19 protein-coding genes are annotated in these 20,262 nt (G+C 64.7%); 13 read left to right on the plus strand and 6 right to left on the minus strand.

All coding sequences use genetic code 11. The features are described 5' to 3' along the window. Positions 1 to 54: 54 nt before the first annotated feature. Positions 55 to 411, plus strand: a complete 357-nt coding sequence (locus tag C84B14_RS02115) for a MerR family transcriptional regulator (protein ID WP_353221780.1) — start codon at positions 55 to 57, stop codon at positions 409 to 411. Here the strand turns inward: C84B14_RS02115 and C84B14_RS02120 are convergent. Continuing rightward, the gene (locus C84B14_RS02120) at positions 408 to 1,523 is read right to left on the minus strand and encodes an AI-2E family transporter (protein WP_348765600.1); all 1,116 of its coding nucleotides are present in this window, start codon (positions 1,521 to 1,523) and stop codon (positions 408 to 410) included. The two genes, C84B14_RS02115 and C84B14_RS02120, sit on opposite strands and share 4 nt — an antisense overlap. A 185-nt stretch (positions 1,524 to 1,708) precedes the next feature. On the opposite strand from C84B14_RS02120, the gene C84B14_RS02125 reads away from it, so the two are divergent. The 3 genes from C84B14_RS02125 (at position 1,709) to C84B14_RS02135 (ending at position 4,946) form a co-directional block, all read left to right on the plus strand. Continuing rightward, positions 1,709 to 2,458: a c-type cytochrome gene (locus tag C84B14_RS02125; protein WP_353221652.1), complete on the plus strand. Its 750-nt coding sequence runs from the start codon at positions 1,709 to 1,711 to the stop codon at positions 2,456 to 2,458. A 3-nt stretch (positions 2,459 to 2,461) separates the two neighbouring features. After that, entirely contained in the window at positions 2,462 to 3,670 is a 1,209-nt protein-coding gene (locus C84B14_RS02130; protein ID WP_353221653.1) for a c-type cytochrome, read from the plus strand. 85 nt (positions 3,671 to 3,755) lie between these two features. Next, on the plus strand, positions 3,756 to 4,946 hold the full coding sequence (locus tag C84B14_RS02135) for an acetyltransferase domain-containing protein (protein ID WP_353221654.1): 1,191 nt from the start codon (positions 3,756 to 3,758) through the stop codon (positions 4,944 to 4,946). A gap of 68 nt (positions 4,947 to 5,014) precedes the next feature. Here C84B14_RS02135 and C84B14_RS02140 read toward each other — a convergent pair whose 3' ends face one another. Then, entirely contained in the window at positions 5,015 to 6,709 is a 1,695-nt protein-coding gene (locus C84B14_RS02140; RefSeq protein ID WP_353221655.1) for a 2-isopropylmalate synthase, read from the minus strand. Between the two features lie 170 nt (positions 6,710 to 6,879). On the opposite strand from C84B14_RS02140, the gene C84B14_RS02145 reads away from it, so the two are divergent. From C84B14_RS02145 to C84B14_RS02155, 3 genes are all read left to right on the plus strand, one after another. Continuing rightward, on the plus strand, positions 6,880 to 7,365 hold the full coding sequence (locus C84B14_RS02145) for an Lrp/AsnC family transcriptional regulator (RefSeq protein ID WP_353221656.1): 486 nt from the start codon (positions 6,880 to 6,882) through the stop codon (positions 7,363 to 7,365). A gap of 120 nt (positions 7,366 to 7,485) precedes the next feature. Continuing rightward, entirely contained in the window at positions 7,486 to 7,626 is a 141-nt protein-coding gene (locus C84B14_RS02150; RefSeq protein WP_348766387.1) for an entericidin A/B family lipoprotein, read from the plus strand. A 135-nt stretch (positions 7,627 to 7,761) separates the two neighbouring features. Further along, positions 7,762 to 8,055: a hypothetical protein gene (locus C84B14_RS02155; RefSeq protein ID WP_348766388.1), complete on the plus strand. Its 294-nt coding sequence runs from the start codon at positions 7,762 to 7,764 to the stop codon at positions 8,053 to 8,055. Here the strand turns inward: C84B14_RS02155 and C84B14_RS02160 are convergent. Further along, the gene (locus tag C84B14_RS02160; protein WP_353221657.1) at positions 8,045 to 9,325 is read right to left on the minus strand and encodes a GGDEF domain-containing protein; all 1,281 of its coding nucleotides are present in this window, start codon (positions 9,323 to 9,325) and stop codon (positions 8,045 to 8,047) included. The two genes, C84B14_RS02155 and C84B14_RS02160, sit on opposite strands and share 11 nt — an antisense overlap. Before the next feature lie 126 nt (positions 9,326 to 9,451). On the opposite strand from C84B14_RS02160, the gene C84B14_RS02165 reads away from it, so the two are divergent. Together C84B14_RS02165 and C84B14_RS02170 are read left to right on the plus strand one after the other, a co-directional pair. Continuing rightward, positions 9,452 to 10,204 carry an SDR family oxidoreductase gene (locus C84B14_RS02165; RefSeq protein ID WP_353221658.1) on the plus strand — a complete coding sequence of 251 codons (753 nt, stop codon included), beginning with the start codon at positions 9,452 to 9,454 and terminating at the stop codon, positions 10,202 to 10,204. A 36-nt stretch (positions 10,205 to 10,240) separates the two neighbouring features. Continuing rightward, positions 10,241 to 11,344 carry a PA0069 family radical SAM protein gene (locus C84B14_RS02170; RefSeq protein ID WP_353221659.1) on the plus strand — a complete coding sequence of 368 codons (1,104 nt, stop codon included), beginning with the start codon at positions 10,241 to 10,243 and terminating at the stop codon, positions 11,342 to 11,344. A gap of 21 nt (positions 11,345 to 11,365) precedes the next feature. Here the strand turns inward: C84B14_RS02170 and C84B14_RS02175 are convergent, their stop codons facing one another. After that, a complete protein-coding gene (locus C84B14_RS02175; RefSeq protein WP_353221660.1) occupies positions 11,366 to 12,316 on the minus strand; it encodes an alpha/beta fold hydrolase in 951 nt (316 codons plus the stop codon). A gap of 177 nt (positions 12,317 to 12,493) precedes the next feature. Here C84B14_RS02175 and C84B14_RS02180 point away from each other — a divergent pair, with 177 nt between their 5' ends. Both C84B14_RS02180 and C84B14_RS02185 read left to right on the plus strand, forming a co-directional pair. Further along, on the plus strand, positions 12,494 to 12,880 hold the full coding sequence (locus C84B14_RS02180) for a DnaJ family domain-containing protein (RefSeq protein ID WP_353221661.1): 387 nt from the start codon (positions 12,494 to 12,496) through the stop codon (positions 12,878 to 12,880). Continuing rightward, positions 12,877 to 13,392 (plus strand): GNAT family N-acetyltransferase, encoded by a 516-nt coding sequence (locus C84B14_RS02185; RefSeq protein ID WP_353221662.1) that lies wholly within the window; start codon positions 12,877 to 12,879, stop codon positions 13,390 to 13,392. Before C84B14_RS02180 ends, C84B14_RS02185 begins: the two co-directional genes overlap by 4 nt. A 49-nt stretch (positions 13,393 to 13,441) precedes the next feature. Here C84B14_RS02185 and C84B14_RS02190 read toward each other — a convergent pair whose 3' ends face one another. Together C84B14_RS02190 and C84B14_RS02195 are read right to left on the minus strand one after the other, a co-directional pair. After that, positions 13,442 to 14,710: an SH3 domain-containing protein gene (locus tag C84B14_RS02190; protein WP_353221663.1), complete on the minus strand. Its 1,269-nt coding sequence runs from the start codon at positions 14,708 to 14,710 to the stop codon at positions 13,442 to 13,444. Positions 14,711 to 14,992: 282 nt separating this feature from the next. After that, positions 14,993 to 16,894 (minus strand): AMP-binding protein, encoded by a 1,902-nt coding sequence (locus C84B14_RS02195; RefSeq protein WP_353221664.1) that lies wholly within the window; start codon positions 16,892 to 16,894, stop codon positions 14,993 to 14,995. A 166-nt stretch (positions 16,895 to 17,060) separates the two neighbouring features. On the opposite strand from C84B14_RS02195, the gene C84B14_RS02200 reads away from it, so the two are divergent. Both C84B14_RS02200 and C84B14_RS02205 read left to right on the plus strand, forming a co-directional pair. Then, positions 17,061 to 19,238: an ABC transporter substrate-binding protein gene (locus tag C84B14_RS02200; protein ID WP_353221665.1), complete on the plus strand. Its 2,178-nt coding sequence runs from the start codon at positions 17,061 to 17,063 to the stop codon at positions 19,236 to 19,238. Continuing rightward, positions 19,238 to 20,212, plus strand: a complete 975-nt coding sequence (locus tag C84B14_RS02205) for an ABC transporter permease (RefSeq protein ID WP_353221666.1) — start codon at positions 19,238 to 19,240, stop codon at positions 20,210 to 20,212. The genes C84B14_RS02200 and C84B14_RS02205 overlap by 1 nt, the downstream gene beginning before the upstream one ends. The last annotated feature ends 50 nt before the right edge of the window (positions 20,213 to 20,262 follow it).

Consider the following 20,262-nt stretch of genomic DNA (forward strand, 5'->3'; position numbering starts at 1 on the left):
CGAACCGATCCTGCGCCCTGACAGTACTGTCAAGGTCAATACCTATTGAGTGCCATGCATATCGGCGAGTTCGCCAAGCGCAGCGGTATCAGCGAGCGGATGCTGCGTTATTACGAAAACCGCGGCGTGCTCACGCCCCGCCGCAGTGCCGCCGGCTACCGCCAATACAGCGAGGCCGATCTGCGCCAGGCAACGCTCGTACGGCAGCTCAACGAGGCCGGCCTCAAACTCGACAGCGTGGCGCTACTGTTGCCGTGCCTGGTCGACGACGCGCCGCATTTCGACCCCTGTGATCGCGTGCGCGCCACGCTGGCGCACGAGTTGAGCGCGCTCGACCAGAAGCTCGACGCGCTACAACAAAGCCGTACCCGCCTCGCGCGACTGGTCGACCAGGTCGAAAACGCGGTCTAACGCCCCAGCAGGCGCCCCAGCGGGCGCAGCTCTTCGATGTGATCGCAGGTCACCTTGCACACCACCAGCAGCGGCACGGCCATGAGCATGCCGGCCACACCCCACAGCCAGCCCCAGAAGAACAGCGCGAAGAACACCATCAAGGGGCTCATCTCGAAACGCTGGCCGTGGATGGCCGGCGTGACGAAATTGCCCTCGAGCACGTTGAGCGCGAACACGGCCGCAGGCGCGGCCAGCACATGCCCGAGAGTGTCGAAGGTGGCAAACGACGCCAGCGTGATCGCGGCCAGCGAGATCGCCGCGCCGGCATAGGGGGCGAAGTTGAGCACGCCCACGAGCACGCCCCAGAGCATCGGGTCGGACAGGCCGATCAGCCACAAAACCAGCGCGACGCTGGTGCCGAGCAGGATATTGATCGCGGTCACGGTGAGCAGGTAGCGACTGATATCGCTCTGCAGATGGCGCACGATACGAACCGCATTGCGCCGACTTCGCCCGGTTCGCGTCATGATGAGCAACTTTCGAAACACGAAGCCGCGCCCGCACAGCATGAAGTAGAGCATGATCAGGGTCATGAACAGGATGCCGGCCGACCATTGCAGGTTGGTCACGATCTGATCGCGCAGGCTTTCGTCGTTGATGCTGATGGTCTGGCCCTGGTTGGCCGCCTTGCCGATCATCTTGGTGGCGGCCTTCTTGATCTCCTCGGTGCTTTCGTTCATGTCCTGGATCTGCTGCTGCAGCTGAGACGTTTTCTCCTCGAACGAGGTAAACGCTTCGGGCGCGTGCTTGATCCAGTACTGCGCGGGCCCCATGAGCATGTAGCAGCCGTAGACCACGACGGCGGCAAAGCTGCCGATCAGCAACAGCGCACTGATCCAACGCGGGATATAGAGCCGCTGCATACGCGTGACCAGCGGGCCCAGCAGCAGGTTGAAGATCAGTGCGAGCGCGACCGGTATGAAGATGAAGCGCGCGAAGTAGAGCGTGTAGAGCGTCAGGATGACGAGAATCGCGGTCATGATGAACGAACGAATCTGAATCGGTCGCTCGAACAGGCGCATCACCTCGCGCTGGGGCGGCTGCTGTTCATCGTCACGGGTATCGGCCATACATACTCCTATCGGCACGCGGCGTGATTGTTGAAGCACGCTCGGCGATGAACCGTAAGGGGCACCCCGATTACGCGCTATCCGTATCGCTGCGTACGTGCGCGTCGGCCCACCGGAACGTCGCCCGTTACCGGCCTCCGATTTGGTCGCGGCGGCGTATCGGCCGATAATAGTCGAGCAATGCCATGCCGCCCTCTCGATTCAAGGATGCCGCGACCGTGCCCGCTAAAAGAGTTCTTCTAATCGGCGCGCTGCTCGGCGGGCTGGCGTGCCTGGCCACGAGCGCCGCGGCTCACGACACAGCGAACAACGACCCCATGGCCGAGCGGCTGGAAGCCTGTACCGCCTGCCACCGCCCCCAGGGCGTCGAACTCGAAGACGGCTATGTGCCGCGGATCCACGGCAAGCCCGCCGGCTATCTCTATAACCAGCTGGTGAATTATCAGGACTACCGTCGGCGCAACCGCAGCATGAATCATATGGTGGCGCATCTGTCTCACGACTATCTCTATGAGATCGCGGATTACTTCGCGGACCAGCATGCGCCCTACCCGCCACCGGCCGCTGCGCCGACGGCAGCGCTCGCCGAGCGCGGCGAACAGCTGGTACACCGCGGCGACGAACAGGCCGGCATACCGGCCTGTGCCGCCTGCCACGGCGATCGTCTGACCGGCGTAGAACCCAACACCCCGGGGCTGATCGGGCTGCCGCGCCAGTACATCATGGCCCAGCTCGGTGCCTGGCAGGTAGGTACCCGCCACGCCGCGGCGCCCGATTGCATGGCCGATATCACCCAGCGCCTGAGCGGGCGCGATGTCGAGGCGGTGGCGGCCTGGCTGGCGTCTCAGCCGATTCCCGAGGATACGCGCCCGGTGGCGAATGCCGTGGTCGATCCGCCGCTGGAATGCGGCAGTGTGCCCGTGCCGGAGTCTTAGATCGTGTTTCGCAATCGTATTCTCGTGCTGGCCAGCGTGGCCCTGGCATTCCTGACCTGCACGGCCAGCGCGGCCGATCAGGCGAGGCTCGAACGCGGCGAATATCTGGCCCGGCTGGGCAACTGTGCGGGCTGTCACACCGCACCGGGCGGCGCGGACTATGCCGGCGGGCTGGCACTGGCCAGCGACTACGGCACGTTCGTCACCCCCAATATCACGCCCGATACGACCACGGGCATCGGCAACTGGAGCGCGGACGATTTCTACAACGCGCTGCATAACGGCGAACGCGCCGACGGCTCGCCGATGTATCCGGCCTGCCCGTACCCGAACTATACCCACGTGCCGCGCGATGATATCGACGCGATCTATGCCTATCTGCAAAGCGTGCCAGCGGTTGAACAACGTCATGGCGACCACGAACTGGGGTTTCCCTATCGCTATCGCAGCCTGCTCAACGTCTGGCAGATGCTGTATTTCGATGCCGGCGAAATCGAAACCGACACGAAGCAAAGCGATGACTGGAACCGGGGTCGCGAACTCGTGGCCGGCCTGGGCCATTGCGATGCCTGCCATCGCGCCCGGGCGCGCCTGGGCGCGACCAACGATGCCGACGACGCGCCGGGTGCGATGATTCACGGCTGGTATGCGCCGCCGCTGGCCGATCCGGAGCAGGCCGGGCTCCAGCATATGGAACTCGCGGAAGCCGCGGCCTTCCTGCAAAGCGGCAAGCGCGAACATGCGGCCATGATGGGGCCGATGGCCGATGTCGTTTTCGAAAGCCTGCAATACATGCACGACGACGACGCCCGCGCCATGGCGACCTATCTGCGATCGATACCGGCGGTGTCGGTGGATTCGCCACTGCGCCTGATCCGCATGAGCGACAACGGGCGGCGCGAAGCCATGGCCGAAGGCCGACAGATTTACGCCGACAACTGCGCGGAATGTCACGGCGACAACGGCAAGGGTCGTGAGGGCGCACCGGCACTGGCCGGCAACCGCGTGGTCACGATGGACAACCCGATCAACGCAGCCAACATGATCCGCCAAGGCGGTTTTGCTGCCGCCACCGAAGGCAATCCGCGCCCGCACGGCATGCCGCCGTTCTACGATCTGGACGGCCGGGATCTGGCCGCAGTCATGACCTATATTCGCGGCAGCTGGGGCAACGATGCCGCCCCGGTGACGGCAACCAATCTCGAACGCTGAGCGCAGCAGGCGTCGTCGCTTGCGTCAATCCGGGCATGTCGGCTCGCGATGATATAACATCGCGCATTTTCGACGAGAAGCGCTCATGAATCAGACGGTTGGCGCCGCAGACGCCACAGGGTTCGACACCCCCGCCCGGGTCGCCAGCCGGACGCGTATCCAGTCCATCGACGCATTGCGCGGGCTGGTGATGCTGCTGATGCTGGTCGATCACGCCCGCGAGTTCTTCTTCCTGCATGCGCAGGTGTCCGACCCGATGGACGTGAACGAGGTCACGCCGGCGCTGTATTTCTCGCGCCTGGCGGCGCATCTGTGTGCGCCGGTGTTCGTGGCGCTGACCGGGCTGTCGGCCTGGCTCTATGGCGCCCAGCGCAGCCGCGCCGATGTGAGCGCGTTTTTGTTCAAGCGCGGGCTGTTCCTCGTGGTGCTGGAACTTACCCTGGTGAACTTCGCCTGGACCTTCGCCCTGCCCCCGGAAAAACTGTATCTGCAGGTGATCTGGGTGATCGGCCTGAGCATGATTGCGCTGGCCGCCCTCGTACACCTGCCCCGGCTCGTGCTCGCAGCCCTGGGTGCGATCATCGTGCTGGGACATAACCTGCTCGACCCGATCGCGTTCGCGCCCGGCGACTTCGGCTATGTGTTCTGGACCATCCTGCACGATCGCGGCGTAATCGATCTGCCCCTGGGCATCGCCGCCCAGACCTCCTATCCGCTGCTACCCTGGATTGGCGTCATCGCGCTCGGTTATAGCGTGGGGCCATGGTTTGCCAAGGATCGCGACCCGAACGTGCGGGCGGGCCTGCTATGGGGCACGGGCCTTGCGCTGCTGGCGGCGTTCGTCGTGCTGCGCGTGATCAACGGCTACGGCGAACCCGTGCCCTGGCAGGCCGGCGACAGCGGGCTGCGCACGGCGATGTCGTTTTTCAATCTGACCAAGTATCCCCCGTCGGCCGATTTCGTCCTTTTCACGCTGGGCATCGGTACGCTGCTACTGGCCGCGCTCGAGCGTGTGCCGGCCGGCGCAGCGCGCATGCTGGCGGTATTCGGCGGCGCGCCGCTGTTCTTCTATCTGCTGCATCTGTACGTACTGCACCTGCTCAACCTCGGTGCGCTGTACTACGCAGGCGCGAATGAGGGCAGCCTGTTCAGCGTGCCGACCATGGGCTATGTATGGCTGATCGCGATCCTGCTCACGCCACCGCTGGGCCTGGCCTGTGCCTGGTTCGGGCGGCTCAAACGGCGCTCGCCGCAGCCGTGGATGCGTTATCTGTAGACGCAAGAAAACCGCCACGGGCAATCGGCCCGTGGCGGCTTTTTAGCGCGAGGTCGTAAGACGTAGTCCTAGCTCGCCAGTGCGGTCAGCCCGCCACGCTGGCCGGTTTCGTCTTCCTCGCGCGAGAGATTGAGCGCGGCAATAATCGCCTTGAGCGCAGCACTCACCGTGTCGCTGTCCTCGGCAACCGCGGGGATACGCAGCGTGTCCTTGCGCAGCTGCACGAAGGCAATCGCATCGGCATCGCTGCCGGCCGACAGGGCATGCTCGGAATAATCCGCCACCGCGATTTCTTCGCCGGTATGGCGATGCCAGGCATCGATGAAGGCTGAAAGCGGGCCGTTGCCACGCCCCTGCAGCTCGATACGCTGGCGCCCGTCGGAGAGGGTGACGTCCAGCGTCTGGCCGTCCTCGCCGCGACGCAGGCCGTAGTCCACCAGCGTCAAGGGCTCCTGGCGGGAGAAATGCTCGAACAGCAGTTCGCGGATGCGTCCGCTCGAGAGTTCGCCGGTTACACGCTCGCTTTCGGCCTGCACATGCGGAGCGAGCGAAAGCATCATCCAGCGCGGCAGGCTGATGCCGAAATCGCGCTCCAGCAAAAACGCCATGCCGCCCTTGCCGGACTGGCTGTTCACCCGGATCACGGCCTGATAATCGCGGCCGATATCGCGCGGGTCGATGGGCAGATAGGCCACCTGCCAGTGTTCGTCCTCGCCCTGCTTGCGCAGCGACTTGCGGATGGCGTCTTGGTGGCTGCCGGAAAACGCCGTATACACCAACTCGCCTACCCAGGGATGGCGCGGATGCAGGGGAATGCCCGTGCATTCATGCACCACGCGGATGATCTCGTCCGGATCGCTCAGATCCAGCTCGGGGTCGATGCCCTGGCCGTAGAGGTTCATGGCCAGAATCACGATATCCATATTGCCGGTGCGCTCGCCGTTGCCCAGCAGCGTGCCTTCCACGCGCTCGGCACCGGCCAGCATGGCCAGCTCGGCCGCAGCCACGGCGCCGCCGCGATCGTTATGCGTATGCACCGACACGATCACGCTGTCACGGTTCTTGATGTGCTGGCAGAAATATTCGATCTGGTCGGCGTGGTGATGCGGGCCGGCCAGCTCCACCGTGTTGGGCAGGTTGAAGATGATCTTGTCGTCGGGCGTGGGCTGCCAGACGTCCATGACCGCTTCGCAAATGCGTACCGAGAACTCGACCTCGGTGGAGGAAAAGCTCTCGGGCGAATATTCCAGCCGCCAGTGCACGCCGGGGCGCTTCTGTGCGTTTTCCTTGACCCGCTGGGTGCCCTTGACGGCGATATCGATAATGCCGTCCTCGTCCATCTCGAACACGCGCTCGCGCTGCACCGTGGAGGTGGAGTTGTAGAGATGGATAATGGCCTTGTCCACGCCTTCCAGCGATTCGAAGGTGCGATCGATCAGGTGATCGCGCGACTGCGTGAGCGCGGCGATGGTCACGTCCTCGGGGATCTGATCCTCGTCGATCAACCAGCGCACGAAGTCGTAGTCCGGCTGGCTGGCCGAGGGAAAGCCCACCATGATTTCCTTGATGCCGACGTCCACCAGCAGCTTCCAGAGCCGCTGTTTCTGTTCGACCGTCATCGGCTCGAGCAGCGCCTGGTTGCCGTCGCGCAGGTCTTCGCTTACCCAGATGGGGGCTTTTTCCAGATCGCGATCCGGCCAGGTGCGGTTGAAGGCCGGCACCCGGGGGGCTGCGCGATATTTGCGGTGGTCGAAACGGCTCATGGTCTGTCCTCGGCTGATCGCTTGGTCTGGGCAGCCGTGCCTGCACGACTGCCTGACCCATAGTCTAACGCCTGTGGGTCGGCACAGGATTGCAAAAGATCCGCGCGAGCTCGCCCGATGCGCAATTTCCTGCTATTAATTGAAGACCAACGGTCACTTTATTGCGCTTCATGAAAAACCGCAGCGAATACGTAGAACTGGATCGCTTCGATCGCCAGATTGTCGAACTGCTTCAGGCCGATGGCCGGATCAGCAACCAGGCGCTGGCCGAGGCGGTCAACCTGTCGCCCTCGCCCTGCCTGCGCCGGGTTCGCGCGCTCGAAGAGGCCGGCGTCATCACCGGCTATCACGCCCGCGTGAACGATCGCGCCCTGGGCTACGGCCTGACCGCGCTGCTGCTCATTTCCATGGACCAGCACACGCCGGAACGCTTCGAGCATTTCGAGGCCCGCGTCGCTGCCCTGCCGCAGGTCCAGGAATGCCTGCTCATCACCGGCCAGGAGGCCGACTACCAGCTGCGTATCGCGGTCACCGATATGGACGATTACCAGCGCCTGCTGCTGGAACACATCACCCGTATCGAAGGGGTATCCGGCGTGCATTCGAGCTTCGTACTGCGGCGGGTGCTGCACGACCGCGTGCTGCCGCCGCGATAGGCGGCGGATTCCTCGTTGCGAGACACGAAACTCTGGTTTCACTGCCCTGCCATGGCCTATATTCAGCGAACGTCGAGCTGTATTTCTTACCGCCCATTTCGCATCCAAGGAACGCTACCCATGAATCGCTCCAAAATCGCGGCCGTACTGGCCCTGACCGTGTTTTCCCTGGCCCTGATGAGTGGTTGCAGCAACACCATGAAAGGCGCCGGCCAAGATATCGAGAAAGCCGGCCAGGAAGTTCAGAAAGCGTCGGACTGATCCTGAATAGAGGGTTGTCGCAGGGTCGGGGCCAAACGCCCGGCTTTGCGGCGAACCCCCGGATCGCTTGCCAGCGCGACGTTACCGGTACACTGGGCGGATAGACCTCATTTCCTGCCACCGGCCTGCATACGCATGGATAGCGACAATCTTTTCCACTGGATCGGCGAAAAGCTCGGCGCCGTCATCCGGTTCATCGTCGATGCCCTGGGCTGGCTGTTCGACAACCTTTACGGCGCGATCGACAGCTTCGTCCAGGGGCTGACCGGCGCGCTGGGCATCAACGACTCTATCTTGAGCCTTCTGATTCTGGTGATCGGCCTGGCCATGCTCGCCTCGTCGGTACGTGCAGCGATTCGCCGGCGGGTGGTGGCAGCCGTGGTGTGGGCGGTACTCGGGGTCGTGGTGCTGACCTGGCTTATCTACTGACAGGCGCGGCGCGCAAGGGCGACTGAAAGGGCCGGGCGTTGTCGTCATAGCAGCTATAACACATGCGGTTGCGACCCGCGCTCTTGGCGGCATAGAGCATACGATCGGCCTCGCGCAACACCGAATCCAGCGACGTGTGCGCATACGCCGCGCTGACATGACACAGGCCGACGCTGGCGGTAACGTGCTTGGCCGCGGGCGAGCAGTGGTGCTCGATACGCTCCTTTTCGATCGCCTCGCAGAGCGCGGTTGCCATCGTCCGTGCGTTGCGGGCGTCGCAATCCATCCACATCAGCACGAACTCTTCACCGCCGTAGCGCCCGCAAACGTCCATGGGGCGGCGCGCATGCTCGGCCAAGACGTCTGCAACCCGCTGCAGCGCCCGGTCACCGCATTGATGCCCGTAATGATTGTTGTAGGCCCCGAATGCATCGACATCGACCATGACAAGCGCATAGTCGAGCTGCTCGCGGCGCGCATGCGCCTGCCCGTCCTCGAGCTGATCCTCCAGCGCATGCCGGTTGAGCAACCCCGTCAGCCGGTCCAGCCGAGACAGGTATTGCAGCAGCGTGGCATTCAACCAGGTCCAGCGGATGGTGTATTCCGACGCATAGCCCGCCACGAGAGCCGCCAGAAACAATAACCCGGTCGCGAACAGATCGTAGTGGCTCGAAGACAAGCGCGTGACCGCCGTCAACTCGACCCAGACCGTGATCAGGGCAACGACGAGCAGGGTGGGCATCTGGGACCAGAATGGCACGCGCGACAGGCACAGCATGGCGACCGCGCTCACCCCGACCAGTTCCAGCGGCAGCTCGAACCCAAGCTGGGAATCGACCACGCGCTGGGCCAGCAGCCCCGCGGACACGGTCACGAACAACAGCAGCGTGCCCACGTCCATCGCCCGACTCGCCGAATGACGAAGACACAGGAAGATGCAGATAAGGCCCATCGGCACCATGGCGCCGAACTGAATAAGCCGGGTCGGCAACCACAGCTCGTGGGGCAGATTCAGCCACGCCACGTCGATCAACGCGGATACCAACACGCCCAGTACCGCGAATACGATCAGGCTTGCCCGGCTGAACTGACCGGATACACGCAGATACGCCTGAAAGGCCGGCTCCAGCTCGGGCATGAATCGCAGCTGCCTGAAGCCGCGATCGATCTGGCGCTGTAGCAGGCGCGTGGGCGGCGTGTCGCTAAGCGCCGCGGTGGTCCCCGCTGCCGTCGCACTCAGGCTGTAATACTCGTTGGTAAGCGATGTCATGCTCAACCTGCACGTCTTTTCTTATAGATTTATTTCGCTCGCGCAGCTCGCCGGCGCCTGCGCCGTGCATCGACACAACACGCTTGAGAAGTACTAGCGGCTAACGTATCGAAAACTGGAATGGCCATGTCAAAGATCTGTCTTGTTCAGGGCGGCGGTCGCGGGCTCGGGCTCGCCCTGGTACGCCGGCTTCTGGCGGCCGACGAGTCGAGCCGAGTGATCGCGACCGCGCGCGATCCCAAGAGCCATTCCGCGCTCGCCGAACTGGCCCAACAGCACGGCGAGCGCCTGCAGACCTGTGCGCTCGATCTTGCAGACGGTGCAAGTATCGCTGCGGCTCGCGAACAGGTGGGTACGCTCACGAGCCGGCTCGATCTGCTGATTACGTGCGGCGGGATCCTGCATGAAGGCAAGCATATGTGGCCCGAGAAGAAGCTGGCCGATGTTAACCCGGACAATCTGGCCCGCGCGTTCGCGGTGAACGCCGCGGGGCCGATCCTGATGATCAAGCATTTTCACGACCTGCTCATCCACGGCGAGCGCGCGGTCATCGCCAGCCTGTCGGCCCGGGTGGGCTCGATCTCGGATAACGGCTACGGCGGCTGGTATGCCTATCGCGCCAGCAAGGCCGCCCAGAACCAGCTCACCCGTACCGCCGCGATCGAGCTGCGCCGACGCTCGAAGCAGCTGGTGTGCGTGGGCCTGCATCCGGGCACGGTCGACACCGGCCTGTCCGAACCGTTTCAGCGCAACGTGCCGGAAAAGCAGCTGCAAACGCCGGACACCGCGGCCCAGCATCTGCTCGAGGTAATCGCGAAGCTCACGCCCGAGGACAGCGGCCAGCTGTTCGACTGGGCCGGCAAGGTGATTGCCCCCTAGCCGCCCGGCAGAGGGTGCTTGCCCTCAAAACTGTTCATGCATACAGTTATCAGCATGCCGCATCGACCGATCCACCATAAAGGCCGGGGCGCGTTGACCAACCCGGTCTCGCGCTTTGCCAACGCCCATGCCGAAGACTTCGACGACGGCTGGGCCACGCTGGACCTGGAAGATATCGAGCGGCCGGCCACGCATCTGCACCCCGACCCGGCACGGCGGGTGATCAGTCGCAACAGCTCGCCGGACGTGCCCTTCGATGCCTCCATCAACCCGTACAAGGGCTGCAGTCACGGCTGTATCTATTGCTTCGCGCGGCCCACCCACGAGTATCTCGACCACTCTGCCGGGCTGGAATTCGAAACCGAGATCTACTACAAGGCCGATGCCGCGGCACGCTTCGAAGCCGAGCTGCGCGATCCAAACTATCGCTGCGAGCCGATCACCCTCGGCGCCAATACCGACCCCTACCAGCCGGACGAAAAACAGCTGGGCATCACCCGGGCGCTGCTGGAGGTGGCGCTGCGCTACAACCAGCCGCTGTCGATCATTACCAAGGGCCAGCTGATCGAGCGCGATGTGGACCTGCTCGCTGGCCTGGCCGAGCGCAATCTGGTGAGCGTGATGATGAGCCTGACCAGCCTCGATCCCGCCATCAAGCGCAGTCTCGAACCGCGGGCGGCCGGCCCGAAGCAGCGCCTACGCTCGATTCGAGCGCTCGCCCAGGCCGGTGTGCCGGTGGGCATGCTCGTCGCGCCCGTCATTCCGGCGATCACCGACCACGAACTCGAAGCGCTGATCGAGCACGGCGCCGCGGCCGGTGCCCAGACCGCCGGCTACGTACTGCTACGCCTGCCCCACGGCGTGGCCGATCTGTTCCGGCAATGGCTGGAAACCCACTACCCGCAACGCGCAGCCCATGTCATGAGCCTGATTCAGCAGATGCACGGCGGACGCGACTACGATTCGAACTGGGGGACGCGCATGCGCGGCACCGGCGTACACGCCCAGCTATTGGCCAAACGCTTCGAACTGGCCTGCCGACGGGCCGGCATCGGCGCCCGCCGACGTATCGCGCTCGACAGCAGCCTTTTCGAGCGCCCGCCCGCCGCCGGCGACCAGGCCGTCTTCGATTTCGGCTGACGCGCTCGGCGCGATCGCTGGCTAGGCCGGACGCCCGTCGTTGTCGCCGTGCACCAGCTCGGCGATCCAGTCCACAAACGCCGGCAATAGCCGCGGCGGCAGGTCGTGGCCCATGCCCTCGACCTCTTCGTAGCGCACGTTGGGCAGATGTTTTGCGGTATCGCGGCCGTGCTTGACCGGCAACAACGGATCGGCCTTGCCATGAATGACCAGCGCCGGCTGGGTGATCTGGCCCAGCATTTCCACCCGCGACGGCGCGGCCATCACCGCCAGCATCTGGCGCCGGCTGCCGGCCGGGCGATAGCTGCGCTTGACGTTGCGCCGGATCTCGCTGGTCCAGTCTTCCAGGCTACGCCCGTAGTCGGGGCTGCCGATCATGCGCATGGTCTTGGCCATATGCCGGGCGACGGTATCCGGATCGTTGTTGCGCGGCGCCTTGCCCAGCCGCATGAGCACCTTCAGACGCCCGCGTGGCAGCCGCCGGGCCCCGGATGTGGACATGATCGAGGTCAGAGTGAGTACCCGGTCGGGATGGTACGCGGTGACCAACTGCGCGATCATGCCGCCCATGGAGGCGCCGACCAGATGCGCCTGCTCGATACCCAGCGCATCCATGAGCGCCACCGTATCGGCAGCCATGTCGTCGAGCGTATAGGCGGTGCGGATTCGCCGGCCGAACAACGACTTGATGAACGCACTGCGGGCGCCGTCGTAGCGTGGGCCGCGACTGCCAAGCTGGCTCGACAGGCCGATATCGCGGTTGTCGAAACGGATCACGCGCAGGCCCGTATCGGCCAGCGCGCGACAGAAGGCATCGGGCCAGCCGGTCAGCTGGGTACCCAGGCCCATGATGAGCAGCAGCGCCGGGTGCTCGTCGCGGCCGAACTGCTCGTAGGCCAGCTCCAGGCCATTGGCCTCCACGCGATCGCTGTAGTCGGCGCCGTCCAGCGCCGGGGCGAGAAACTCTGTCATCGGCTACCCCTGTCTTCGCGCCCTGTCGCTTGCCACGAGCGACCACGAGGCGGCGAAAAAAATGCATTTTACGAAACTCGCCATGACAGCGTTACATACGCCGCGGATCGCAGGCCACGCCAGGCGCCGCTACACTGAACGCCGGCACCCGCTACCCACCGCATTGAACCGATCGCCATGAGCCTGCTCGACCGCCTTGCCGACGCGCATATTCACGCCGCCGCCGAACGCGGCGAGTTCGACAATCTCGAAGGCGCCGGCAAGCCGCTGCCACGCGACGCTGCACGCGACGTGCCGCCCGAGCTGCGGGCCGGCTATCGGCTGCTCAAGAACGCAGGCTACGTACCGCCGGAAATCGAAGCTTGGCGCGAAATTCGCGATATCGAGGACCTGCTGCGCACCGCACAGACCGATGGCGACCCCGCCCGACGCTTGCAACGGCGCCTGCGCTGGCTCGAAACTCGGCTACGCGAAACCCGGCGCGGCCGGGCACTGCTGGCCGACCCGCACTATGCCAGCGCGGTGCGCGAGCGCTTGACCCAGAAAAGCCATAGCCAACCATGACCCACGGCCTTTTGAAACCCGCGACCGGCGCAGCCGACCACCAGCAGCTGGGCGAACTCGCGCATCGTATCTGGCACGAGCATTACCCCGGCATCATCAGCCGCGAGCAGATCGACTATATGCTCGCCAGCCAATACAGCGCCACGGCAATCGCCGACCAGCAGGCACAGGGCACGCGCTTCGTGCTCGCCTGGGTCGAAGACACGCCGGTCGGATTTGCCGCGGTGTCGCCCGATGAACAGAGCACCGATATCGCCTGGCTCGACAAGCTCTACATCCTGGCCGAAAACCGCGGCCAGGGCATCGGCGGGCAGCTTATCGGCTGGGCTCGAGAGGTCGCCGGCGCGCTCGATGCCCGTGCCCTGTGCCTGCGGGTGAACCGCGATAACGCGGCATCGGTGGCCATGTACCAGCATGCCGGGTTCGAAATCGAGCGCGAGGACGTCAAATCGATCGGCAACGGTTTCGTGATGGACGACTACGTGATGCGCTTAGCGCTAGGCGGCGCATAGCGGGCCTGCAGGCGCGAACGCCCCTGGCCAGACGCGCCCCGGGCCACACTCAGCCGCCGCCGGTGCCCACGTCGGCCGGCGCTTCGCGCACGGTGCTGTTTTGTGCCCGGACTTGCGCTTCTGCCTCGGCGCGGGCCTGGTTTTGGGCCTCAGCCTGGGCCTGGGCCGCTTCCCGCGCGTTCGCGGCATCGTCGGAGGCGAGCACGAAGGCGCCCACCCAACCGGCTGCTTCGCCGTTGGCGCGTTCCACACGCCGCCATCCCGGGCGCTGCTCCAGCACTTTCACCGAGGTGCCGTAGGCCAGGCGATCGCGCACCGACGCGTCGGTGCTGGGTTCGTCGCGCAGCTCTGCCGAACCGCTGGCCACCGTATACCACGGCCCCTGGGGCGCAGCCGACTGGCCGGCGTTCGCGCGCTGTTCGCCTTCGGAGGTCGACGTTTCGTTCTGGCCTGCAGTGGAAGACGGGCGGCCGCCAGAATTCGTCGACGCCGTGGCCGTATCGGCGGCGGCCTGCGCATCGGCGGGCGCCTCCGGCTCGGCCTCGGCAACGTTGGCCGACGCTTCGCTTCGGGTCCGGTCGACCGCAATCAATCGATCCGCGATCCAGCCGATGCTGTCGTAGTCCACGAACCAGACCCGCGACCAGCCAGCACGCTGATCGAGCAATACGCCGGTATCTTCCCGGCTGACCTGATCGATGATCTGGGATTGCATCGACGGCCCAGCGCGCAGATTCACCAGACCGGCCATGACCCGAGCCTGGGGCAGGCGCATGGCCAGCCCGTTGAGGTTGTTGCGCGCTTCCGGATTGCTTTGCGCGGCACGGCTGAACCAGCGCACGGCCCGCGCGCGATCGCGCGGCATGCCCTGGCCTTCGAGATACATCAGAGCGAGATTGTTCTGTGCGGGCGCGAAATCCTGGCGGGCCGCCTTTTCATACCAGTCGCGCGCGGCCGCGATATCGCGCTCCACGCCGTCGCCGGATTGCAGCATTCGCGCCAAGTTGTACTGCGCCTGCACGTTGCCCTGCTCGGCGGCGGCCTGAAACCAGCGTCTTGCCGTTTCGCGATCGAGCGCACGGCCAAGGCCGTTGCCGTAGAGCAGGGCCAGATTGAACTGGGCACGCGCATCGCCGGCTTCGGCCAACGGCGCCCACAGATCGTGCGCCGTATCGTAGTCGCCCTTCTGATAGGCCGTGATGGCGTCCGAGAAATCGTCGCCGAAGGCCGGCGCGCTCGCCGCGAGCCCAAGCATGATCGCGGCCTGTATCGCGGCCCGTACCAATCGACCGTGCCATGCGCTGCGTGTGTATTTCATAGATTGCGTATCGTTAACCGCCATTATCGACCTTTATCGGCCACGCCAGCCTCGGCGCGCGCGAGCGAGCCCTTTTATCGTCATCGGCCGCAACCCACGGCTTCTGCAAAACAGCCGGGCGCAACCAGCCTATCGCAGCGTGACTCGATAACTACAGGGACCACGGCGTTCGACGCTTTCGAACGCGGCAAGGCAGCTGCCAGCACGCGCTACGGTAGCGCATGCAGCCCGGCGCAGCACCCGGGCCCGCAGCGCCCCGTGGCGCCGGCGAGGGCAGCGCGGTCAGCCCGCGCGGCGCCTGGCGTAGCCGATATGACCGAGCTGGGTTTCGATGTCGGTGAGAATCGCGGGGTCGTCGATCGTGGCCGGGGTCGTCCAGTCCTTGCCGTCGGCGATTTCACGCAGGGTGGCCCGTACCACCTTGCCGGAGCGTGTCTTGGGCAGTCGATCCACGATCGCCACATGGCGGAATGCCGCCACCGGGCCGATCTGATCCCGCACGATCGCCACCAGTTCGGCGACGATCTCCTCGGCTGCACGCGTGGCGCTAGATTTGAGCACGACCATGGCGACCGGCAGCTGGCCCTTGTCGGCATCGGCCGCACCCACCACGGCGGCCTCGGCCACGTCGCCATGGGCGGCGATGACTTCCTCGATCATGCCGGTGGATAGACGATGGCCGGCCACGTTGATGATGTCGTCCACCCGGCTCATCACCCACAGGTTGCCGTCGGCGTCGAAATAGCCGGCGTCGCCGGAGCGGTAATAGCCGTCGAACATCTCGAGATACGACGATTTGTAGCGTTCGTCGTTCTGCCAGAGCGTGGGGAAACAGCCCGGCGGCAGCGGCAGCTTCACGCAGATATCGCCCATTTCACCGTTGGGCATTTCTTCGCCTTCGGCGCCGAGCACGCGAATATCGTAGCCGGGCACGGGTCGGCCCGCCGAGCCGGGCGGCACGTCGAGCTGTTCGAGCCCCAACGGGTTGGCGCTCATCGGCCAGGCGGTTTCGGTCTGCCACCAGTGGTCGACTACGGGCACGTCGAGCTTCTCGCCGGCCCAGGCCGCGGTATCCGGATCGGTATGTTCGCCGGCCAGAAACAGCGCGCGCAGGCTGGATACGTCGTATTGCCGGGCCAGCTCGCCGTTCGGGTCGACTTTCTTGATCGCCCGAAAGGCCGTGGGCGCGGTGAAGAATACGTCCACCTTGTGCTCGGCAATCACCCGGAAGAAGGCGCCCGCATCGGGCGTGCCCACCGGCTTGCCTTCGTACATCACCGAGGTGCAGCCCAGCAGCAGCGGCGCATAGACGATATAGGAATGGCCGACCACCCAGCCCACGTCGGAGGCGGTCCAGAACACGTCGTCCTGGCTCAGCCCGTATACCGCACGCATGGAATAGTGCATGGCCACGGCATGGCCGCCGTTGTCGCGCACCACGCCCTTGGGCTTACCCGTGGTGCCGGAGGGATAGAGGATATACAGCGGGTCGGTGGCGGCCACCGGCACGCAATCCACCGGCTCGGCGTCGGCGAGCGCGTCGACCCAGTCGAGATCGCGGCCCGGCGTGAGTTCGCAGCGCCGGGTTTCACGCTGGAAGATCACGCAGCGTTCGACGGCATGCTCGGCGAGTTCCAGGCCGCGGTCGAGCAACGGCTTGTATTCGACCACGCGCGTGGGCTCGATACCGCAGGAGGCCGAGAGCACCAGCTTGGGCTTGGCGTCGTCGATGCGCTTGGCGAGTTCCGCGCCGGCAAAGCCGCCAAACACCACCGAATGCACCGCGCCGATGCGCGCACAGGCCAGCATGGCGATCACCGCTTCGGGGATCATCGGCATATAGATGATCACGCGGTCGCCCTTGGCCACGCCCTGGCCGTGCAGCACGCCGGCGAACTTTGCTACCGCATCGCGCAGCTGCTCGTAGCTGTAGCGCTGCTGCGACTGGGTGACCGGGCTGTCGTGGATGAGGGCGGTCACGTCGCCGCGCCCGGCTTCAACGTGGCGATCCAGGCAGTTATCGGCCGTATTGAGTTCGCCGTCGGCATACCAGCGATAGAACGGCGCACGGCTGGCGTCGAGGATCTGGCGCGGCGCGCGCGTCCAGCGAATCGCGCCGGCGGCTTCGCGCCAGAAGCCTTCGGGGTCGCGCAGGGCCTGTTCGAATTCGGCCTGATAGGTCATGCCACACTCCTCGATCGCATAGGGTTTCGTTATTCGATCCAATGTGCCAGCGCGGCTGGCGCGGCCTCCATACGACGAAGGTGGGGCGCACGCCGACGAAACGGCTTGGGACGTGTTTCACGATCGTCTACATTGACGGCATGCGCTTATCGCGAATCCTGCTCGAATGTCCCGCCTGAACGGCCTGCGGCTGCTTGTCGCGGCACTCGTCGTGCTCGCCACCGGCGCCTGCAACGGCCCCTGGAACAATCCTTATCCGGATGCCGATCGCGACAGCGATATCTACTACAGCTCGTTTCGCGAGCCGCCGCGCCATCTGGACCCGGCCCGCTCCTATGCCACCGACGAGGCCAGCTTCACCGGCGCGATCTACGAGCCGCCGTTGCAGTATCACTACCTAAAGCGGCCCTATACGCTGATTCCGGCCACCGCGACCGCAGTGCCCGAGCCGCAGTATCTGGACGCCGAGGACAATCCGCTGCCCGCGGATACGCCCGCCGCCGAGGTGGCCACCAGCGTTTACACCATCGATATCCGGCCCGGCATTCGCTACCAGCCGCATCCGGCGTTCGCGAAAAACCCTGACGGCAGCCCGCGCTATGCCGAGCTGAGCGCAGCCGACATGGTGGGCATCAGCCGCCCGGCCGATTTCGAACACCAGGGCACGCGCGAACTGCGCGCCGGCGACTACGTGCATGAAATCAAGCGCCTGGCGAGCCCCGAAGTGAATTCACCGATCTTCGGACTGATGAGCGCGCATATCGTGGGCCTGGCCGAACTGCGTGAACGCCTGGACACCGCGCGCGCCAAGCTGGCACCCGGCGAATCGCTCGACCTCACCGCATTCGATTTCGACGGCGCCCGGGTAATCGACGATCACCGCTACGAAATCCGCGTACAGGGCGTGTATCCGCAGCTGCGCTACTGGCTGGCGCTGGCCTTCTTTGCCCCCGTGCCGCCCGAGGTCACCCGCTTCTACGATCAGCCCGCGCTCAAATCACGCAATATCAGCCTGGATACGTTCCCGGTGGGCACCGGCGCCTACATGCTCACCGAGAACAACCCGAACCAGCGCATGGTGCTCGAGGCCAACCCCAACTTTCACGGCCAGCGCTATCCCAGCGAAGGCGAAGACGGCGACCGTGCCGCCGGACTGCTGGCCGATGCCGGCAAGGAACTGCCCTTTATCAAGCGGGCGGTGTACTCGCGCGAGCAGGAATCGATCCCCTACTGGAACAAGTTCCTGCAGGGCTATTACGACGTCTCCGGCATCAGCGACGATGCTTTCGGTCAGGCCATCAATATCGACGCCGAGGGCAATCCAAACCTCACGGCCACCATGGCAGAGCGTGGCATGTCGCTGGCCACGACGGTGCTGCCGGGCATCTTTTATCTGGGCTTCAACCTCAACGACGATGTGGTCGGCGGGCTGGACGACTCGGGGCGCAAGCTGCGCCAGGCGATCTCGATCGCCATCGACATGGAAAGCTATATTCCGCTGTTTCTCAACGGCCGCGGGATCGTCGCCCAGGGGCCGATCCCGCCCGGGCTGTTCGGCTATCAGGACGGCAAGGCCGGCATGAACCCGGTGGTGTATGACTGGGTGGATGGCGAGGCCGTGCGCAAGCCTATCGATACTGCCCGGCGGCTGCTCGCCGAAGCCGGTTACCCCAACGGCATCGACCCGAACACCGGCCAGTCGCTGCTGGTGAATATCGACACACCCGCCACCGGCCCCGAGTTCAAGACCCAGATGGACTGGATGCGCCAGCAGTTCGACAAGCTCGGTCTTCAGCTGGTGGTACGCGCGACCACCTGGCCGCGCTTCCAGAAGAAGATCGCCGAGGGCAATGTCCAGATCTATTTCGGCAGCGGCTGGATGGCCGATTATCCGGACCCGGAAAACTTTCTGTCCCAGCTCTATGGGCCCAACGGCACCGCCGAGCACGCCGGCTCGAACTACGCCAACTATGCCAACGACGAATACGACCGCCTGTTTCGTCAGATGCGGGTGATGGAGAACGGCCCCGAACGCCAGGCCATCATCGAGCGCATGCTGACGATCCTGCGCCGCGACGCGCCCTGGCAATGGGGCTACTTCCCGCGCCAGTACGCGCTGTACCACCAGTGGCTGCACAACACCAAACCCAACGGCATGATCCAGAGTTCGCTCAAATACCTGCGCCTGGACGGCGCGCTGCGCGCCGAAAAACGCCGCGAATGGAATAACCCGGTGCTCTGGCCGCTCGCTGCCGGCCTCGCGCTGTTGATCGCGCTGCTGCTGCCGGGCGTGTGGATCTACCGGCGCCGCGAGCATGGCGCCCTGCGTCGGAGGCCGCGCTGATGCTGGCCTACATCATCCGCCGTGCGCTCTACGCCATTCCGGTGCTCATCGGCGTGAACCTGATTACGTTCCTGCTGTTCTTCGTGGTCAATACGCCCGACGATATCGCCCGTATGCAGCTGGGCTTCAAGCGCGTCACGCCCGAGGCCATCGAAACCTGGAAAGCCACCCACGGCTACGACCTGCCCTATATCTACAACGAACAGGCCGATGGCCTGGACAGCATCACCGAGACGCTGTTCTTTCAGAAATCGGTGAAGGTGCTCGCCTTCGAGTTCGGCCGCTCGGACGCAGGGCGCTCGATTTCGTCGGACATTCTCGAACGCATGGGCCCGAGCCTGGCGCTGGCCGTGCCCACGCTCATCGTCGGCATGCTGGTGAACGTGACCTTCGGGCTGTTGCTGGTGTTCTTTCGCTCCACCGCCATCGACTGGGGCGGCGTAGTGCTCTGCGTGCTGCTGATGTCGATCTCGCCGCTGTTCTACATCATCGCGGGCCAGTACGTGGCCGGCAAGCTGATGAATCTGGTGCCCATTTCCGGTTTCGACGCCGGCTGGGACATGGCCAAGTTCCTGGTGCTGCCGGTGGTTATCGGCGTGGTGGGCGGTATTGGTTCGGGCACGCGCTGGTATCGCACGATATTCCTGGAGGAATACGGCAAGGACTATGTCCGCACCGCCCGCGCCAAGGGCCTGTCGGACCTGCGGATTCTGTTCGTGCACGTGCTCAAGAACGGCATGATCCCGATTCTCACCGGCGTGGTCGTGCTGCTGCCGCTGTTGTTCATGGGCAGTCTGATCATGGAGTCCTTCTTCGGCATTCCGGGGCTGGGCAGCTACACCATCGAAGCCATCAACAACCAGGACTTCGCCATCGTGCGCGCCATGGTGTTCCTCGGCTCAGTGCTCTATATCGTCGGGCTGCTGCTCACCGATATCAGCTATACGCTGTTCGATCCGCGGATTCGGTTATGAGATCAAGACGACAGCATATTAATTGTTGCGCGTTGCGCAACGCGCTAAAA

The organism is Salinisphaera sp. C84B14 (assembly GCF_040361435.1).
Lineage (GTDB): Bacteria > Pseudomonadota > Gammaproteobacteria > Nevskiales > Salinisphaeraceae > Salinisphaera.